Below are 19,909 nucleotides of genomic sequence, written 5' to 3'. Positions count from 1 at the left end.
TGTACCGGGTATATTCTATTTTATTGTTTTGTATCAATATACTTCTGAACCTGCTGCTTCAGGATATTGAACTGGCATGGACCTGTCTCGAGAACGACTGTATTGAACTCCTTCAGGTCAAACTTTGATCCAAGCTGTTCCTCAGCATAATCCCTGATCTCCTGCATCTCATAGAAGCCTGTTGAATAACTCTGGTATACGGCAGGATCACCTATCATGGTAGTATACAGATCGTCGGCGGCATCGCCGTTGAATCCCTTTTCATTCAGGTAATCTTTTGCTTCCTGCAGTGACCAGCCCTCATAGTTGATTCCTATATCGATCCTTCCACTTATAAGATAATTGATCTCATCGTTTAACCTGTACAGTTTTGCAACGGTGTCCGAATCAGATGCCCCATCAAATGTGTAATAGTTTATGGCATCATAGCACGCATACATTGCCCAGCCCTCCTTGTATCCAAGGAAGCTTAATATGGTACGTACCGGTTCAGGATCTGTTGACATGTAGTATGCATTCTGCAGCATGTGTCCCGGATATCCCTCATGGGCAAGTGTGGTCCACATACCATCCGTATGTTTGCCATTTACCCTGATAAGGTTGTTGTCCTGGTCATCGATCGCAGGTGACATATAGTATGCCAGCGTATTCTCCTGAATATCCTCAAGGCTCTTATCAAGCTTCTTCGCCTGATACTTTATCTCTCCAAAGTCTGGGTAGTTCTCGGTGGCTGTATTCATGAGTATATCTATTATTTCTGAAGGCTCCTTTGAGTCACTGTCTCCAAAGAGGTCATCGTAGTGCTCCACAAAATATTCATATGAATCGTACTGTGTCATGGCTATGGAATACAGATCTGTCATGAGATCTGACAGGTTGTCATCCAGCATCTGTGCCACTTCCTCAGGTGTCTTATCAGTTCCCGCAGCGTCCTTCAAAAGGTAAGCGTAATACTCTTTACCACCTTCATAGCCACACACACCGCCCTGGTTCTTACCGGTTCCCTTGAGCGATGACAGCACATCTATAACATCCTCATATGCAGGTATAAGACTTTCCGCAACGGCCTTCTTATTCTGTTCCTCAAAGTCCGCTATCTCGTCCGCAGTCAGAAAGTCCAGCGCCTCGATGTTATCGTTGAACACCTGTATCATGAAGTGATTGTCCTTGTCCTTGATGAAGTCTTCGCACTGCTCGATGACCTTATCGCACACGGCATCACTCATAAAATATCCCTTCTCGGACTTTGTCTTCTCAAACTCTAGATTGTCATCAAAATAATCCCTTACCATTCCAAGCACCTGGAGATATCTCTCCACATCACCCTTGTCGTCAAAACGGTAGTCTGTGAAATATGTGGATATATTCGACTGCAGTCCCTTCATAGGTGAGAACGGCTCGCTGAGGTATATGTTCAGATAACCCTCTGACTCCGTCTCCAGATACTGATTAAGTATATCATATGTGAGCTGCTGGCTCTCCGTGAGATCGTCCCTGTCAAATGACTTGAGCTTGTCAAAGGACTCATCAAACTCAGCCTTACGTTTTTTGATTCCCTCATCGCTCATATCCGAATCGCCCAGAGATACCTCCGGCTCAGGAATACCAAGGGCATCCCCATCCTTTATCTCATAGTTGTACGAGAGTGTGTCCGATGTCACACTGTCCACATACTCATCGTGCAGATATTCCTCGAACTCCTTCTGCACCTTTGTGTAGTTGTCCGCATTATCCTTTATTGTTCCTGTGATAGTCTTCTCATCAAACATATGAGAAGTACATGCAGTCATCGACATGGCCATGGCTCCGACAACAGCAGCCACGACAAATCTTCTCATATTCTTTTTGAATCTGGTCATACATCTACTCCTTACTTAATATATTGTCCCTTCACATAACCTATCTACACATTGTATGCCATAAACCATACTATTGTCCATTTATTTTATGTTAAGGTTACAATATACCGAGTCCGTCCAGAACAACCTTTACTCCTATGAGTATAAGTATGATACCTCCGGCAAGCTCAGCCTTTGACTTGTACTTTGTTCCGAATATACTTCCGATCTTCACTCCGACCGCTGAACATATGAATGTGATACATCCTATGAATAATACCGCAAGTATGATATACAGAGTGGACAGCTTGAGGAATGCAAATGACACTCCAACCGCCAGTGCGTCTATGCTGGTTGCAACCGCCAGAAGGAACATGACCTTAAAGCTCATATCTGCATCTACTTCCTCTTCCCCGCCAAACGACTCCTTGATCATGCTTCCGCCGATGAACAGGAGGAGCACAAATGCGATCCAGTGTGACCATTTGCTTACCAGATCTGCAAAAAAGCTTCCGAGGACATATCCTACCGTCGGCATAAGTGCCTGAAATCCTCCAAACCACGCACCTGCGATAAGCATGTGCTTCACCTTGATGTTGCGCAGGGACAACCCCTTACAGATAGACACGGCAAATGCATCCATTGAAAGACCAACTGCCAACAGGAATAACTCTGCAATACTCATAATTTTTCTCCTTGATATAGATTTGACGGATGCAGTCACAGACACATATAAAAAGAGACCTCCCGGGCAGCTAAAAGCTGTCCAGAAAGTCTCATCATCTACAGTAATACCAGATTCACGCCATCATCGACCGATGGCTGTCAATCATTATGTTGATATCACAACACATGCTCTGCGCTGACTACTCCCTTAATGAACGGTGATATTCTAGCATATTGATAAAATATTATCAAGTAGCATTTCCCTGTTATCGCATTATTGTCATTACAGATCTGTTCAGTCCTGCTTATCGATCTGAGTTGCGCTTGCCTCCTCAAGTGCCGGTGTTCCGCGCAGTTCTATGATAGGGCTTCCCTTGCCCTTTATATAATCACCTGTGATGGTCACCCTTCCTATGGTGTCATCCCTTGGGATCTGGTACATGATATCCAGCATGAATTTCTCTATAATTGCACGCAATGCTCTGGCTCCCGTCTTCCTCTTGATCGCCTCCTCGGCTATCGCCTCGTATGCCGAATCGTCAAATCTAAGATCCACCTCATCCAGTGCAAGGAGCTTCTTATACTGCTTTAATATCGCATTCTTAGGCTCCTTGAGTATGCTCACGTACATATCCTTGTCCAACGCATCAAGTGTGAAGAGTACCGGAAGTCTTCCAAGGAACTCAGGAATCATGCCAAACTCGCGGAGATCCTCGGTTGTAACCTGTCTCAGCAGATTCGGATCATCGTCATATTTGTCCTTGAGTTCAGCCTTGAATCCCATGGACGCCTGCTTGCTGATCCTCTGCTTGATGATCTCCTCTATATCAGGGAATGCTCCACCACATATAAACAGTATATTTCTTGTATTGATGGTCGTCATAGGAACCATAGCATTCTTGCTGCCCGATCCCACAGGTACCTCAACATCCGCACCCTCAAGCAGCTTCAACAGTCCCTGCTGTACGGATTCACCGCTCACATCCCTGCTGTTGCTGTTCTGCTTCTTGGCGATCTTGTCTATCTCATCTATGAACACGATTCCTCTCTCTGCCTTCTCCACATCATTGTCGGCGGCGGCGAGAAGCTTTGACAGAACGCTCTCAACATCATCGCCTATATAACCGGCCTCTGTAAGAGTTGTCGCATCAGTTATTGCAAGAGGCACCTTGAGAAGTCTTGCTATGGTCTTGACTATATATGTCTTACCACAGCCTGTAGGCCCCACCATCAGCATGTTGGACTTCTCTATCTCTATATCATCCATGGTATCTGTGAGAACCCTCTTATAATGATTGTATACAGCCACGGATATAACCTTCTTGGCATATTCCTGTCCCACAACATACTCGTCCAGCATAGCCTTGATCTTATGAGGAGCCGGAATGGTCTTAAGCGTGAGCTCTTCCTCCTGCTTCTTTTCCTTTGGCGCCTTCTTCTTGACCTTCTGTGACTTCGGCACGTCATTCTGTGCCTTGAACTTGGACATATCTATATTGCCAAATGGCATATTTGTCAGATCTATGAACTGCATATTGCCAAGCCCCGGCATGTTGCCAAACCCGGAATTGTTGAAGCTGTCAAATGATCTCTGCATGCAGTCCGCACATATATTTATATCTCCAGGCATATGTATCAGCTTGCCGGCCACGCTCTCCGGTCTCCTGCACAGGTAGCAGTATTTCTCGTAGTCGTCATCGTTGTCCTTATCATCCGATGCATGTCCATCGGCATCCACCGTATCCGGTGTCTTCTTATCTATATCATCATAATTCTCTGCCATATCTCATTTTCCTTTCCTGATTATACATATAATCTCAGTCAGAAATATAATAACACACATATACCACATTTACCAACACCTGCAAATATGAAATTACTGTAAATTAACCGCTGGCACGCAGCGCCGCCCTGCTTCTGTCCTTAATATTATTAAGTCATTTGTCTGTTTTTTGTATTATTTTACCGCTGGCATCTTTCGAATCGTTTTAAAATTTCGGCATTTGCGAAGTGCTATGGAATTGGATTTTTCGCTATGCTATAATCATAAAAAATAAATCCAACGGGTAAAAGGAGGACTGTAATTATGAAGAAACTTGAAATCGTAGTTCGTTCAGAAAAGCTTGATGATGTAAAGTCAATACTTGATGAGTGTGAATCAACAGGTGCCATGGTATCAAACATCATGGGTTACGGTAATCAGAAGGGATATAAGACAACTTACAGAGGAAGCGAATATGTTGTAAACCTTATTCCAAAGGTAAAGATCGAGACCATCGCAGCAGACGATGTTGCGGACAAGATCATTTTCAAGGTTTGCGAGAGAATATCCACAGGTAAGATCGGTGATGGTAAGATCTTCGTATATGATGTGGCAGATGTCGTTCGTATCCGTACAGGCGAGCGCGGAGAGACAGCACTCTAATAAGCACAGGTATCCAGTATCATTCCTTTTTCTAAATTGGCAGGCAGTGGCATTTGTACACTGCCTGTTTTTTATCGTTCTGCTCTGTCTCCCAGTATCTTCAGCAGACCCCCCGGGGTCATCCCTGTATACCACTTAAACTCTCTCTGGAAATGCGCCTGGTCAGAATATCCCATGTCATCCATATAATCCGTGACATGTCCGCCCGGATGCTCCAGCATTTTTCTCACAGTCTCCCTGATCCTCACGATGCGGGCAAACCTCTTGGGGCTGACCCCCAGCTCCTCCACAAATCTCCTATGCACATGTCTAACGGTGCATCCCATCTGCTCAGCAAGCTCTGATATGCTTATCTTCCCTTTTGCCGCATATATGACATCCGCCTGTTTCACGATGTCCGAATCAGCCATGCCATTCCTCTGCCACAACGATCCGCATTTCTCTATATGCTCCGTGATCTCCTCTGTCGCACCCTCTATCGGATCTTCTGCACCATTTCCTGTAAATGCATGATCAGCCGTCAGCAGTTTTTCAAGCAGACGCATATCTTGGGTATCCAGAGTCTCCCTGCCAAATCCAAGATCCTGCTCCACAGATATGAAGCTGCAGCTCTCCTCAATGCAAACAGCCGCCTCCAGTTCACCCGGATACACCCTTTTGATGTGTCCATCCGTACATATCACACATATCCCAGCATTCTCCTGTGGCACTATTCTCAGCCCACCCAAGCTGTAACCAGCTCTCACATACACAGACTTCTCATTCTTTTCTATCAAATTAGTATGTACTTCACTGCAAAAATTAACATTCAATAAAATCTGACTATCCATACGCCATCTCCGCATAACTTTATTTATCTTTACCGTATCTTTGCTTTATTATATTAAGCCCGCGCAAAATATAATAAGGTTTATCGTTCCATGTCCGATTTTTTCAATATTTTACCATATCTCAATACTATACTCAACCCAAGTTAGTAATTGAGGTGTGGCACTGAGATACTTATTATCAGTCATATCTCAGTGACGTACGATCAGATATAATGTGCACAAAGATGTGTTTTGTCAGGAGCATACCTGGCAGGGCGCATCTTTTTTTATTATCTGATCACTTCCACAACTACAATGTATTAAAAGGAGGAATGATTATGGAAGACGTAAGCACAATTGTATTTGGAGTATGGTTCCTTGTCGGAGCCGCACTGGTATTCTGGATGCAGGCCGGATTTGCAATGGTTGAGGCCGGTTTCACAAGAGCCAAGAATGCCGGAAACATTATAATGAAGAATCTCATGGATTTCTGTCTCGGTACAGTCTCATTCATGATCCTCGGTTCATCACTTCTGCTCGGCAGCAGTGACTGGGCACTCGGAGGTTTCATCGGAAAACCATCATGGGATTTGTTCCTTCACTTTGAAAACTATGACTGGTCAAGCTTCGTATTCAACCTTGTGTTCTGTGCAACAGCAGCAACCATCGTGTCAGGAGCTATGGCAGAGAGAACAAAGTTCTCTGCATATTGTGTATACTCAGCTATCATCTCACTGCTGATATATCCTATTGAGGCTCACTGGATCTGGAATCCAGGTGGCTGGCTTGTAAAACTTGGCTTCCATGATTTTGCCGGTTCATGTGCCATCCATATGGTAGGTGGAATCTCAGCACTGATTGGTGCCGCATTACTTGGACCTCGTATCGGAAAGTTCAATAAGGATGAGAATGGCAAAGTAGTAAAGGTTCACACCTTCCCTGGTCATAACCTTCCACTCGGCGCACTCGGTGTATTCATCTTGTGGTTCGGCTGGTACGGATTCAATGGTGCAGCCGCAACATCTGTTGATCAGTTAGGTTCTATCTTCCTCACTACTACTATCGCACCTGCACTTGCAACAGTTTCATGTATGATATTTACATGGCTCAAATATGGCAAGCCTGATGTGTCAATGTGTCTCAACGCTTCACTCGCTGGTCTTGTTGCCATCACAGCTCCTTGTGATACAGTCGATGCTTTCGGCGCAGCTATCATCGGTATCGTTGCCGGACTTCTCGTAGTATTCGGAGTATGGCTCTGTGACCACGCATTACATGTTGACGATCCTGTCGGTGCCGTAGCCGTACATGGTGTAAATGGTATCTGGGGAACAATCGCTGTAGGTCTCTTCTCCACAACAACTGTTCCTGGAAATGATACATTAAACGGTCTGTTCTACGGCGGTGGCATTCATCCACTTCTCATCCAGTTACTTGGATTTGCAGCAGTTGCAGCATGGACAGCAGTTACGATCACCATCGTATTCCTGATCATCAAGAAGACTATGGGACTTAGAGTATCTGAGGAGGAAGAGATCAAGGGACTTGATCCTACAGAGCATGGTCTTCCTACAGCATATGCAGATTTCCTGACAACAAAGTAATCCGTAATATATATATTTACAGCAAAAGCCTGTGGTATGAATCAAAGTTCATATCACAGGCTTTTTAATATATTCACATACACAGCTTTCTCTAATTACGATTTATGTCCTGCCGGGCTGCATGCTCCTTTTCTTACATGTTCTTCCTCATGTAGTCCTTCAATATATCACTGTACTCTTCCTGATGCTTAAACATATATACGCAATGGCCATAACCCTTTCTGACCGTTATCGTCGCCTCAGGATAATATTTCTTTATCAGCTTGCGGCACACAATGTGTGAATCCCTGCTGCCGAATTCAAAAAATAATCTTCTCTGCACATCTGCAGGAAGCATGCTCTGCCCGTATTTAAAGCTGTTGCAGGTATGCACCATACATGCAAGCGCTTTCTTATCTGTCCTGCCCATGGAATCGGAAAGCTTTTTCATCACGTCAGAATCTATCTCTGCCGCAGAATACATCTTCGCCGCAGCCTCCGGGTGCTTCTGCATGCCTCCCATCATCCCGCGGAACATCCATTCAACGCCCCTCATTCTCGTGAGCGCAGCTCCTTCAAACACTGAACACTTCACTGTAAGCCACGGACTGTCAGCCACAAGATACATGGCCACGACGCAGCCCAGGGACGTAGAAAACATGAGATCCAATGTCTTTATATCATGATCTGCAAGCCATTTGCCGATCTGTACAGCGTCCTGCTCTGCCCCCTCAAAACTTCCCATATCACTTCCATGCCCGGTGAGATCCGGCGCAATTATATGATACTCACTGCGCATTTTCTCTACATATGGAAGCATCATCTCATGACACATCCACATGCCATGTATAAGCAGTATATGCGGATTCTTCCTGTCTCCATACTCGTGTATTGTCATCTCTTACCCCCTGTAAAAGCATTAGTTAGATTATCCTAACCTATGACATATTATCACAGAAAGGCACTTATATACAACACAATATTGCACAAAGAAAAAAGATCCCAGTCATTACGACCGGGATCCGTCTTAAAACAAACATCTATAGATTAAAGACTGTAAGAACCTGATTCTCCATCAGCTGTATAATATACCATGCCTGTTTCTGGCTGGTAGTATACGTTCAATTCCTTAACTGTCTTATTGCCAATAACTTCCTTCACCTTAGCAACGATTGCTGCCATCTCGATCTGACCGCCAGCGAACTCAACAAATACATTCTCTGTTGTCTTAGCTGGAGCTGCCTTCTTTGCTGGAGCCTTCTTTGCAGGTGCTGCTGCCTTTGTCTCTTCCTTCTTAGCTGGTGCTGTTTTCTTTGCAGGTGCTGCCTTTGGCTCTTCCTTAACTGGAGCTACCTTCTTTGCAGGTGCTGCCTTTGGCTCTGTAGCTGCTGTCTTCTTTGCAGCTTCCTCTTTCTTAACTGCCTCAACCTTAGCAAGTGCTGCTGCAGGTGTTGCCTTTGTTACCTTCTTTGTCTCATCTGCCTTCTTTGCTGTAGCCATGATTCTTTCCTCCCAAATAAAAAGTATCTATGTAATCTTATGTATTTATTTTCAAGCTAGGTTGATATTACTCCATTTTTTATATTTTTTCAATATAACCAAATTCTTTTCTCCCTTTTGTATCGTTTTGGGAATTGATTTACAATAAATGGCAACACTTTACACAAAAAGGCGGTCACAGATCGTTGTAAATCCGTGACCGCTTTTGTCATTTTGTACAAATACACACACTAATTCGTGAGAATATTAACCACTTCACTCAATTTCATTCCGTTTGATCCCTTCAAAAGCACTATATCCTCAGGCTTCATGAGCGCCATAAGGTATATCGCGATCTCCTCCGTGTCAGTGAATGACACAGTCTTGGCATACTTCGTATCACAGGCATCCAGAGCTTCCTTGATCTTCTGGGCATGCTCTCCGATGACTATGACCTCATCTATCTTCTTATCTCTGAGATACTCTCCGACTTCATAGTGGTACTCATCGCTCTTCTCTCCGAGCTCAAGCATATCGCCGAGCACAATATACTTCTTGCCCTCGCACTTCATGTCACAGAGGACATCGGTGCTGGCCTTCATGGAATCAGGGCTTGCATTGTATGTATCGTCTATGATCGTGTATTTGCCAGGAAGCTTGATGACCTTCTGTCTGAGACCTCTGAAATTCTCAAATGCCTTCGACGACTTCTCATATGGAACTCCAAGCTGATGCGACACAGCCATGGCCACCAATGAATTGCGCACGTTGTGCAGTCCCATCACTCCTACCTTGACAGTTACAACGTCATCCCCATGTACCATATCGTATACAGAATATCCATCCTCCATGCGGATGTTAGTCGCTCTGAAGTCCATGCCCTCGCCGCAGCCATATGTGTATACCTTACATGGTATCTCATCCTTGACCGCATACAGCATAGGATCATCACCGTTGATATACAGTGTTCCATTCTCGCCCATGCCCTTGATAATGCTGAGCTTCTCCTTGCGGGTGTTCTCCAGTGAACCCATATATTCTATATGTGCAACGCCTATGGTCGTTATAACGCATATATCCGGCTGAGCTATATCAGTGAGGATGTCCATCTCACCCGGCTCGCCGATTCCAAGCTCAAGAACAGCCGCATCGTACTCGTCTGTCATCCTTGACACCGTGATAGGCTCGCCGTACACCGAATTATAATTGCCCTCTGTGTGGAAGCACTTCATTCCAGCACTGACAGCCGCTGTGATCATCTCTCTTGTCGTGGTCTTGCCCACGCTTCCTGTAACCGCCACAACAGGCATATCGTATCTGTTCCTTATATACTTTCCAATGGCCTGCAATGCCTTAACAGTATCATCCACCCTGATATACGCCTTGTCCGACACCACAACATTGTCATGCTCCGATGTGAGTGTGGCTGCTGCAGTCTGAAGTGCTGATTCTATAAATCTGTGTCCGTCGGTTCTTGTTCCTATGATCGGCACGAACAGATCGCCCTCCTTGGCCTCCTTAGAGTTTATACAGATGTCAGTGAGAACAGTGTTCTCATCTCCGCAGAGGAGTACGCCTCCTGTAGCTTCCAGAATATTTTTTACTGTTATATCTACCATCACTATCCCCTTTTTTCATATTGATAAAATATATACAACCGGGCTTTACCGCCGCTCCGGCTTCATCAGGTGTCCATTATAGCACTGTATTATGCTTTTGTATATTTAAATCTCTTTACTTTTATAATCCCAGAACTGTTCAAGGATCCCGTCCACATTTTGCATGTTGCATATCACGCTGTCATTCCATTCCACAGGAAACAGCTCCGTGTAACGCCTGGTGGCAAATCTCTCGTCTATCAGAAGTATTATCCCCTGATCCGTCTCCGTCCTTATGACTCTTCCGGCAGCCTGAAATACCTTGTTTATTCCCGGGTACTGGTACGCATATCTGAATCCATTCCTGTCGGATGCAGCCTCTTTTTCGTCCGCCGCGGTTCTGCTGTCGAAGTAATCCATCATCAGCTTTCTCTCCGTGCACACCTGGGGAAGACCGGGTCCGACTATTATCGCTCCTATCAGCCTGTCACCAGTCAGATCGATTCCCTCGGAGAATATTCCGCCCATGATACACAGTGCCAGCACATTGTCCTTCTCCTCAAATGCCCTCAGAAAGCTCTCTCTATCGCTCTCCGTCATGTATTGTTCCTGGGCTATAACTTCCACCCCAAGAGACTCTGGAAGCTCTTCAGTGAGCACATGCACCTTCTCCAGCATGGCATACGATGGAAAGAACACCATATAGTTGCCCGGTCTCGCACTTATCACGCGCTCTATATAGCTGTAAATGTTCCTGTACATCGCCTCATTACGGTTCGTGTATCTGGTCGTGACATCATTTGCTATCATTATCTTCCTGTTCTCCGCAGAAAATGGAGACGGGATGTATATTGCCCTGTCCTCCGGGCAGTCCGACAGCATCTCCATATAATATCTGACAGGAAGTATCGTAGCCGAGAAAAACACCGTGGCAAGCCCTTTGTCCAAGCAGTTTCTTATGTTAACTGCAGGCTTGACGCAGTACAGTCTCACCACAAATCTTCCGTCATCCCTTATCTCGTCATACACGACATAATTCTCATCCATCATCTCCGCAATGTTCAGAAATGAGGTGAGATTAAAATAAAAGTTCAGGACTTCCTTTCTCTCCGGGATCTGCCTGTGCTCCTCCAGAAAGAGCTGTATTGCTTCATGGAGGCTGAGCAATTTCAGGTGAAGAGGTGCTATGCTCGAGAGCACCCTGTATCCCTCCTCAGGAACCTCCTTCTTCATCGTAAGCAGCTCTCTGTTGCAGCTTCCTATATGTCTTGCCATACGGCCGCCATACTGGGCTGTGAGCTTCTTGAGCTCCAGAAAGTCCTCCTTCACGATCTCCGCACTGTACATGGACGAAGCCCTGTCCACAAGGTTGTGCGCCTCATCCACAAGGAATACATAATCTCCCGGCTTACCGCCCTCTGCCGCAAAGAACCTCTTGAGGCTCGCTCTCGGATCAAAGACATAGTTATAGTCACATATCACCATGTCAGCAAACAGACTCACGTCAAGGCTCAACTCAAACGGACACACCCTGTGAGCCTGTGCGTACCGTATTACCACATCTCTGTCAACCACCGTCTCATGTAATACCACGTCGTACAGCGCATCATTTACCCTGTCAAAATGCCCCTCGGCATACGGACATACCGCAGGATTGCAATCCACCTGTTCCTGACAACATATCTTCTCTTTTGCCGTGAGTATAACAGTCTTGAGCTTTAGCCCTCTGTCCTCCAGCAGCTCCACCGCATTTCTCGACACAGTGTGGGCTATGGTCTTGGCTGTCAGATAGAATATTTTCGACACATGTCCCTGAACCATGGATTTTATGGACGGGTACACCGCCGCCATGGTCTTTCCGATTCCAGTTGGTGCCTGGACATACAGATGTTTTTCCTGCTCAATAGCTCTGTACACATACAGAGCCATCTCCTTCTGGCCCTTCCTGTACTCAAATGGGAACTCCATGTCCGAGATGGACTGATTCCTCATAAGCTGATGCTTCTCCACCAGATCAATCCATTTGCAAAGCTCCGCCATCATTGAGCTGAACCATTTCTCCAGATAGCCAAATGAATATCTCCGCCTGAAGAACTTCTCCTTCTCGCTGTCAAGGTTTACATAACTTATCCTTACATCTATCCAGCTATAATTATTCTCTTTTGAATATATATACGCATAGCACATCGCCTGGGCCACGTGGACGCGCTGCGGGCTCTCCATGTCATCGAGGTTCCTGTATATGCCCTTTATCTCATCTATAAGCACATCGCTGTCATGGAAGTCCACAGCATACCCCTCTGCCATGTCAAAGCCGTCGTCAATATCCCCGGGCTCTTCCTGTTCGCCACCGCATCTGTCTATGATTCCATCAGCCCGGCCCTCCACAGTTATCAGATGTCCGCCAAGCTCCTCTGTATATCGGAGCGGCACCTCTGAATTATAATGAGACCCTGCCCTTTTCTGAAGCTTCCTGTGAATCCTGCTACCCGCATTCATCGCTTCTCTGGACAGAGTCCCACTACTGCTATCACTTATATCGCCACTGCGGAAGATGAATTCCACCAGGCTCCTAACTGATATTTTTATATTCATTATCTCTTATATACTATCTTCTCTGCGAGATCGTCCGCAGTCTGTCTGTCTATGAGTATCTCAACCAGCTTAAGTGCAAATTCTATGGCTGTTCCCACTCCTCTGCTAGTGATCACATTTCCGTCCACCACTACCGGCTCCGTACTGTGGCGCTTCGCCATGAGCTGATCCTCACATCCCGGATAACATGTTGCATTCTTGTCCGCAAGCACGCCAAATGCGCCAAGTGCTGTAGGTCCCGCACAGATAGCAGCCACATAACCGCCTCTGTCATTCTGTGCCTTGACCATGGCCTGAACCTTTGAATTTGCCTTGAGGTTCGGAACCCCCGGAATACCTCCAGGAAGAACTACAAGATCGCACTGGTCATCGATCTCTGATAACTTCTCATCCATCGTGACCTCCATGCCGCGCGCTCCTGTCACTGTATCCTGATCGTCAGCCGACACCATCAGGCACTCAACTCCGGCTCTCCTCAAGAGATCCACCACCGTGAGAGCCTCTACCTCTTCATAACCTGTTGCAAATAAAACTCTTGCCTTCATCGCTTTTCCTCCTTATTCGCACTCTTTACAAAACTGTCTATATCACGTCTGTCCATGCCGCTCAGGGCGCTGTTCTGATAGATACCGTCCTCAGTCACATCCCTGCCAAACCAAGTCGGCGGCACAAATGTATTTGCAAATTTCTCCTCCGGGAATTCAACCTCAGCATAGGTGAGTCCGCCAAATATCCCGTCGAACACGTCCAGCTCGATCTTCAGTTTCCTGTCCACCTCACTGTCACCACAGGTTCCGTCTGTATCGGAAATCGGTATTATATACCGGTCCTTCTCTATTATATTGCCGTCTGCCTTACATCTGAGATTCCTGTATTCATCCTCGTCCAGATCCATCTCGAATTCCTGCCTGATGAGCAGTCCCTTGGATTTGACCGTGAGCACACGTCTGTCGTCCGTTCTCCTGATCCTTATGACCGGCTTCACGGACACATACATCTGTTCCATGTGCTTCACCTGATATTTCGTCAGATCGACAGGTATCTCATGTACAAGGTATTTTCTCTCTATCTCCATATATGCCTCCACCTATTCAAACCAAATGACCGCCTTATCAGAACACATCTCCCGGCGGTATATCTCCACTCACATAGCTTCCTATAGCTTTGTTCATAAATATCATGGACACGACAAGTGCAATGATCCATACAACAAACGATGATAACAGATATCCAAGAGCAGTGTTGACCGATATTATGAACACCGACAGAGTCTGTGCATAGACACATATCGTAAATACCTTGCCGTAGGACAGTCCCGTGTTGAGATTTCTTGCAAGTCCATTGCCCGCTATACTGAATATCAGCGCAAGGAGAAGCTGTCTGCCCGCCGATGCCGCCATCACCGAAATGAACATGATCACCATGTACATATAAAATACCGGTGTCAGTGCCGCCAGCTTGCTATTGTTGAAGCCATCCGGCAGGAACATGTATTTGAGCGGTGTCACCATGTACTCATAGCCCTTGCCATCTGAGACCATTCCCATGACTATATTCTCACTTCCTATGGCGATGTACACTCCATCCGTTTCCATGGAGTCAAGATCCACTGACGCATTCTCCGTGTTGATGTACAGAGTAGTATTTCCTATCTCAAGCTGCATATCGTGTTCAATGTCAAGTTTATTGTCATGATATGTGAATGCCGGGATCTTATTTGTTATGAGATTTCTCAGACCTCCGACCTTGCCGACCCAGAATATGGCGTCTATTCCAAACTCTATAAATGCCAGCAAAAAGGATATGATCACCACAAACCACACAAGGCGTCCCGTCTTCAGCTTGACCAGTTGTTTGTAATTCTTCGGACTGCTGACCGCTATCGACAACTGATCGAGCAGCGTCACCTTCTTGTTCTCTTCCTGTTCTTCCATATAAATCTCCAACTCTAATAATTATTGACCGGCAAAATGAACCAGCTATTCCATCGGCTCTATGATCCCAAGCTTCACCATAGCCTTATATATTCCATCATTCTCCGCATCGTCTGTGACCATCATAACCTGTCTTTTGAGCTCCTCCGGCCCCTTCTCCATGATTATGCTGTTCGGACAATATAATAACATAGGTGCGTCATTGTTGCCATCACCAAATGCATATGCATTTTCAAGCGGAATATCAAAATAATCCAGAAGATACTGTATACCCGTCGCCTTACTGAACCCCTTGGGAACTATCTCGCAGAAATTTGAACCTCTGTCGATATAGTCAAAATGCTGTGATACATACTCGCGGAACTCAGGAACATTTTTATTGTCATCCGCGAACCAGCAGCAGAACTTGTCGAATTCAAAGTCATCCGAGTCCACATCCTCCCCAACAAATATTCCATTTGCCCGGAAGTATCTGACCATCTCTGCAAGGAGTTCATTTCCCATGTTCTGACCGTCCACGTACACCTTGTCTCTGTGCTCATACATTCCAAACATGTCATATCTGCGGCATGCATAAGCTATATCCCTGCACACATCCCTGCTGACATCATTGTGGAACAGCTCTTTGCCGTCATAGTAAATGGATGTTCCGCAGCCACACACAAAGCCGTCAAAACCCGCATCCTTGATCTCATCAGTGACATTACAGTAAACCCTGCCAGTGTTGATGAACACCAGATGTCCGTTGGCTCTCGCCTGCGCCAGCGCACGCCTTGCGCTGTCCGGGAAGTATCTCCTTCCGTCCTCGGTTATAAGCGTTCCGTCTATATCAAAGAACAATATCTTCCTGTCTGTGCTTTTCATATATTATATCCATCCTGTCATATATTTACAGGCACATGTATTATAACTACACGTGCCTGTATCTTCTGTACGCATTATATTTTCACTTGATAACCTGCGCATGCTTCATTATATCACTTTTTCTGCAGTCTGCATTACAACTGCTTCATGAGGTCGATCATCTCAAGAGCTCCCATAGCGCAGTCATAACCCTTGTTGCCGGCCTTTGTTCCTGCACGCTCGATGGCCTGCTCGATATTCTCTGTTGTGACAACTCCGAACATTACAGGTACACCTGTCTCAAGTGATACTGAAGCAACGCCCTTTGAAACCTCGTTGCACACATAATCATAGTGGCTTGTCGCACCACGGATAACAGCACCAAGACAGATAACAGCGTCATACTTGCCGCTTGCAGCCATCTTCTTTGCGATCACAGGGATCTCAAATGCTCCCGGAACCCATGCAACTGTGATGTCGTCAGCATTTACATCATGACGGAGAAGTGCATCCTCTGCACCGCTTACGAGCTTTGAAACTATGAACTCATTAAATCTTGCTGCCACTATACCTATCTTTGCTCCATTTGCTACTAACTTTCCTTCTACCTTATTCATCTGATTTATCCTCCTTATTCTATATCGGAGCTTACCCAGCCCCTTCTTATGAAATATTAGACTTCGTGTAACATATGACCCATTTTCTCTTTTTTTGTCTTGAGATAAAATGCGTCAAACTTGGTTGGCTCTATCTCTATAGGAACTCTCTCCACGATCTCAAGATTGTAGCCTGCAAGGCCGTATACCTTGAGTGGGTTGTTGGTGAGGAGTCTGATCTGTCTGATTCCGAGATCCACAAGTATCTGTGTTCCTATGGTGTAATCCCTTGCATCATCAGGGAAACCAAGCTTGAGGTTTGCCTCAACGGTGTCAAGCCCCTGATCCTGAAGCGCATATGCCCTGATCTTGTTGATAAGGCCGATTCCTCTGCCCTCCTGTCTCATGTACAGGAGCACGCCTCTGCCTTCCTTGGCAATGGCCTTCATGGCCGCATCGAGCTGCTGTCCGCAGTCACACTTCTGTGAGCCGAAGCAATCGCCTGTGAGGCACTCGCTGTGCACACGGCAGAGAACAGGCTTGCCGTCAGCTATATCACCCATTGTGAGTGCCACGTGATGTTCACCGTTCAGCTTGTTGATATATCCACAGATCGTAAACTCACCATACTTTGTTGGAAGCTTTGCCTTGGCTACGCACTCAACGAATACTTCATGCTCTTTTCTGTACTGCACAAGCTTCTCTATGGTCGATATCTTAAGGCCATGAACCTTTGCAAATTCCACAAGGTCATCCTTTCTCGCCATGGTTCCGTCATCCTTCATGATCTCACAGCACAGTCCGCAAGGCTTAAGTCCTGCAACCTTCATAAGATCAACTGTAGCCTCTGTGTGGCCGTTTCTCTCTATGACTCCGCCTGCAACTGCCTGAAGTGGGAACATATGTCCCGGCCTTCTGAAGTCATCCGGCTTTGCATTCTCATCCACAAATTTTCTGGCTGTGTAGCCTCTCTCCTCGGCTGAGATTCCTGTGGTTGTATCCACATGATCCACTGATACTGAAAATGCTGTGCAGTGGTTATCTGTATTGGTTATACACATCTGTGGGAGATTCAGCTTATCCGCATATGACGCATCCATAGGCATGCATATGAGACCTCTCGCCCACTTTGCCATGAAGTTGACATTCTCCGTTGTAGCAAATTCTGCTGCACAGATTACATCTCCCTCATTCTCTCTGTCCTCGTTATCGAGCATGACAACCGGCTTTCCCGCCGCAAGATCTGCAGCGATCTCCTCTATCGAGTTGAATTCAAAACTCATCACTCTACCTCCTTAAAATATCTGTCTACATAAATCCATTTTCTGCCAGAAACTTCATATCAAGTCCTGATCTATCTGAAGCATTTCCATTTGAAAGCTTTTCATCTGTATCGTCACCTTTGTATGGCATAAGCAGTTTCTCAACATACTTTCCAACCACGTCATTTTCAAGGTTGACCACCTTGCCCGGCTTGCCATCCAGCAGCGTCGTCTCTCCCGCCGTGTGCGGAATGATCGACACCTTAAAGCATGTATCATCGACATACGCAACCGTAAGGCTTATACCGTCTATGGCTATTGAGCCCTTCTCAATGATGTATCTGAGTATCTTCGGAGAACAATCTATTGTCACCCACACTGCATTGTCCTCCCTTTTGAGCTCTCTGATCGTTCCGGTTCCATCTATATGTCCTGACACTATATGTCCGCCAAATCTTCCTCCGGCCGCCATGGCACGCTCAAGATTCACCCTGCTGCCACCGGTAAGCTGTCCAAGTCCGCTTCGTCTCAAAGTCTCAGGCATGACATCCGCAGTAAAGATATTCCCCGATATGCCGGTTGCAGTAAGACACACACCGTTTACCGCTATACTGTCTCCAACCTGGCTTCCATGGAGAACCTTGTCTGCCTGCACCGTGATACTGCAGGAGCTTACGCCTTTATCTATCTTTCTTATAGTTCCTATCTCTTCTACTATTCCTGTGAACATGTATGACCTCTTTTCTATAAGTTCTTAAACCTTTTTGTATCTGAGCATCACATCTTCATCAAATCTTCTGACCTCGTCAAGTCCAAACATATGTGCATCCGCAGGCACATCAACACCCGTTCCGGATACCGGACTGTACTTGCCCTCGCCGCCAAATATCTTCGGGGCAATGAATACACATGCCTCATCCACAAGACCTTCAGACACCATGCTGTAGTTGAGCTCGCCGCCGCCCTCAAGCAGTATTCCGTCTATGCCTTTCCCGCCGAGGATCGTCATGAGCTGCCTTAGATCCACCTGTCCATCCACATCTTCGATCTCTATGATGCTTACACCTTTATCCTTGAGTCTCTCACACTTTGCTGAGTCTGAAGCTCCCGCTGCCGTCGTGGCAACTATGGTCTCTATCTCCCCGGCTGTCTGTACGATCTGTGAATCCTCCGGAATCCTGAGCTTGCTGTCACAAACTATCCTGATCGGATTTCTGACATTATCAGTATCCCTGTCCGTGCTTTTCTCTATTCTGCATGTCAGCATCGGATCATCCGCAAGCACTGTTCCTATGCCCGCCATAATACCCTTATGTCTGTTTCTGAGTTCCATGACATACGCCCTTGATGCCTCACCGGTTATCCACTTGCTGGCCCCTGTGTGGGTAGCGATCCTGCCGTCCATGGTCATGGCATATTTCATGGTCACATACGGCTGTTTATTTACTATATACTTAAAGAAAATGCCGTTTATGGCATCGCACTCGGCTTTGAGGCAGTGTGTGTACACCTCTATCCCGGCATCACGCAGTCTCTTAAAACCTTTTCCTGCCACCATAGCATTCGGATCATCGGAACCACAGTAGACCTTTCTGATCTTGTGCTCTATGATCGCGTCCACACATGGAGGCTGCTTGCCAAAATGGCAGCACGGCTCAAGCGTCACATACATGACTGCGCCCTCGGCATCTGCCTGATCCTTAAGACTGGCAAATGCTGCGCGCTCAGCGTGGAGCTCTCCATATCTCACATGATATCCCTCTCCTATGATCCTGCCATTCTTCACTATGACAGCACCTACAAGCGGATTTGGATTCACTGCTCCAGTGCCGCGCCTTGCAAGCTCTATGGCACGTCTCATATATGACGGATCAAATCCATCATCTATATCATATTTTTCCATATGACCACCATCCTACTTAATACCTTTACAGACAGACTATCGGATATTGCTCATTCAAGCCTCCGAAGTATCTGTTCGAAACACAAGAGAAAACCCCGAAGATAACTTCGGGGTTTTCTCTTGTTTAGGTATCCATCACCGAAATCCATCACAACGGACTTCCATCAGATACCCTGTTCTGAATATATAATACTTCTCTCATCCAGACTATACTGTCGGTCCCGGAATCACACCGGATCATGCCTCATGGCTCACGGACTTAAGGTTTCCCTAACACCGTCGGTGGAGAATTGCACTCACCCCCGAAGATCTATCATCATATGCAGTTGTCTCTTAAAAACGACTATATTGTATTCCATATGCCAACGGAATGCAACT

17 protein-coding genes, 1 pseudogene and 1 riboswitch are annotated in these 19,909 nt (G+C 46.1%); of the genes and pseudogenes, 2 read left to right on the top strand and 16 right to left on the bottom strand.

What is annotated here, in order from left to right; genetic code table 11:
- Positions 1-20 precede the first annotated feature (20 nt).
- From DXD11_RS09810 to clpX, 3 genes are all read right to left on the bottom strand, one after another.
- The gene (locus DXD11_RS09810) at positions 21-1,859 is read right to left on the bottom strand and encodes a DUF885 domain-containing protein (RefSeq protein ID WP_117549247.1); all 1,839 of its coding nucleotides are present in this window, start codon (positions 1,857-1,859) and stop codon (positions 21-23) included.
- Between the two features lie 97 nt (positions 1,860-1,956).
- Positions 1,957-2,523 (bottom strand): manganese efflux pump MntP, encoded by a 567-nt coding sequence (locus tag DXD11_RS09805; protein WP_117549249.1) that lies wholly within the window; start codon positions 2,521-2,523, stop codon positions 1,957-1,959.
- 276 nt (positions 2,524-2,799) lie between these two features.
- Positions 2,800-4,287 (bottom strand): ATP-dependent Clp protease ATP-binding subunit ClpX, encoded by a 1,488-nt coding sequence (clpX, locus tag DXD11_RS09800; protein WP_118758294.1) that lies wholly within the window; start codon positions 4,285-4,287, stop codon positions 2,800-2,802.
- Positions 4,288-4,590: 303 nt separating this feature from the next.
- Here clpX and DXD11_RS09795 point away from each other — a divergent pair, with 303 nt between their 5' ends.
- The gene (locus tag DXD11_RS09795) at positions 4,591-4,929 is read left to right on the top strand and encodes a P-II family nitrogen regulator (protein ID WP_015533899.1); all 339 of its coding nucleotides are present in this window, start codon (positions 4,591-4,593) and stop codon (positions 4,927-4,929) included.
- 71 nt (positions 4,930-5,000) lie between these two features.
- On the opposite strand, the gene DXD11_RS09790 is transcribed toward DXD11_RS09795, so the two are convergent.
- Positions 5,001-5,759, bottom strand: coding sequence for a helix-turn-helix transcriptional regulator (locus DXD11_RS09790; protein WP_158579435.1), 759 nt, complete (start codon positions 5,757-5,759; stop codon positions 5,001-5,003).
- Positions 5,760-6,070: 311 nt separating this feature from the next.
- Here DXD11_RS09790 and DXD11_RS09785 point away from each other — a divergent pair.
- Positions 6,071-7,327: pseudogene (locus DXD11_RS09785) on the top strand (ammonium transporter); the annotation flags it as partial.
- A 148-nt stretch (positions 7,328-7,475) separates the two neighbouring features.
- Here the strand turns inward: DXD11_RS09785 and DXD11_RS09780 are convergent.
- From DXD11_RS09780 to ribD, 12 genes are all read right to left on the bottom strand, one after another.
- Positions 7,476-8,219: an alpha/beta fold hydrolase gene (locus DXD11_RS09780; protein ID WP_118758292.1), complete on the bottom strand. Its 744-nt coding sequence runs from the start codon at positions 8,217-8,219 to the stop codon at positions 7,476-7,478.
- A gap of 149 nt (positions 8,220-8,368) precedes the next feature.
- Positions 8,369-8,821, bottom strand: coding sequence for a DUF6465 family protein (locus DXD11_RS09775; protein ID WP_118758291.1), 453 nt, complete (start codon positions 8,819-8,821; stop codon positions 8,369-8,371).
- Positions 8,822-9,051: 230 nt separating this feature from the next.
- Positions 9,052-10,419, bottom strand: coding sequence for a UDP-N-acetylmuramoyl-tripeptide--D-alanyl-D-alanine ligase (locus DXD11_RS09770; protein ID WP_022215917.1), 1,368 nt, complete (start codon positions 10,417-10,419; stop codon positions 9,052-9,054).
- Positions 10,420-10,524: 105 nt separating this feature from the next.
- Positions 10,525-12,993 (bottom strand): ATP-dependent DNA helicase, encoded by a 2,469-nt coding sequence (locus DXD11_RS09765; RefSeq protein ID WP_118758290.1) that lies wholly within the window; start codon positions 12,991-12,993, stop codon positions 10,525-10,527.
- Positions 12,993-13,538, bottom strand: coding sequence for a DJ-1 family glyoxalase III (locus tag DXD11_RS09760; RefSeq protein ID WP_117549261.1), 546 nt, complete (start codon positions 13,536-13,538; stop codon positions 12,993-12,995). Before DXD11_RS09760 ends, DXD11_RS09765 begins: the two co-directional genes overlap by 1 nt.
- A complete protein-coding gene (locus DXD11_RS09755) occupies positions 13,535-14,068 on the bottom strand; it encodes a CYTH domain-containing protein (protein ID WP_118758289.1) in 534 nt (177 codons plus the stop codon). Before DXD11_RS09755 ends, DXD11_RS09760 begins: the two co-directional genes overlap by 4 nt.
- Positions 14,069-14,105: 37 nt before the next feature.
- The gene (locus DXD11_RS09750) at positions 14,106-14,927 is read right to left on the bottom strand and encodes a DUF1189 domain-containing protein (RefSeq protein WP_118758288.1); all 822 of its coding nucleotides are present in this window, start codon (positions 14,925-14,927) and stop codon (positions 14,106-14,108) included.
- A 45-nt stretch (positions 14,928-14,972) separates the two neighbouring features.
- Entirely contained in the window at positions 14,973-15,791 is an 819-nt protein-coding gene (locus tag DXD11_RS09745; protein ID WP_055273331.1) for a Cof-type HAD-IIB family hydrolase, read from the bottom strand.
- Positions 15,792-15,925: 134 nt separating this feature from the next.
- Positions 15,926-16,387, bottom strand: coding sequence for a 6,7-dimethyl-8-ribityllumazine synthase (gene ribH, locus DXD11_RS09740; RefSeq protein ID WP_015533909.1), 462 nt, complete (start codon positions 16,385-16,387; stop codon positions 15,926-15,928).
- A 56-nt stretch (positions 16,388-16,443) separates the two neighbouring features.
- The gene (locus DXD11_RS09735) at positions 16,444-17,649 is read right to left on the bottom strand and encodes a bifunctional 3,4-dihydroxy-2-butanone-4-phosphate synthase/GTP cyclohydrolase II (protein ID WP_055273329.1); all 1,206 of its coding nucleotides are present in this window, start codon (positions 17,647-17,649) and stop codon (positions 16,444-16,446) included.
- A 25-nt stretch (positions 17,650-17,674) separates the two neighbouring features.
- Entirely contained in the window at positions 17,675-18,358 is a 684-nt protein-coding gene (locus DXD11_RS09730) for a riboflavin synthase (RefSeq protein WP_015533911.1), read from the bottom strand.
- A gap of 24 nt (positions 18,359-18,382) precedes the next feature.
- Entirely contained in the window at positions 18,383-19,531 is a 1,149-nt protein-coding gene (gene ribD, locus DXD11_RS09725; RefSeq protein WP_117875023.1) for a bifunctional diaminohydroxyphosphoribosylaminopyrimidine deaminase/5-amino-6-(5-phosphoribosylamino)uracil reductase RibD, read from the bottom strand.
- Positions 19,532-19,717: 186 nt separating this feature from the next.
- A riboswitch (FMN riboswitch) is annotated at positions 19,718-19,845 on the bottom strand.
- Between the last annotated feature and the right edge of the window lie 64 nt (positions 19,846-19,909).

It is taken from the genome of Coprococcus sp. TF11-13 (genome assembly GCF_003481085.1).
Lineage (GTDB): Bacteria > Bacillota > Clostridia > Lachnospirales > Lachnospiraceae > Coprococcus > Coprococcus aceti.
Note: the sequence above shows the minus strand (reverse complement) of the source record. Positions and strands in the feature narration are given on the sequence as shown.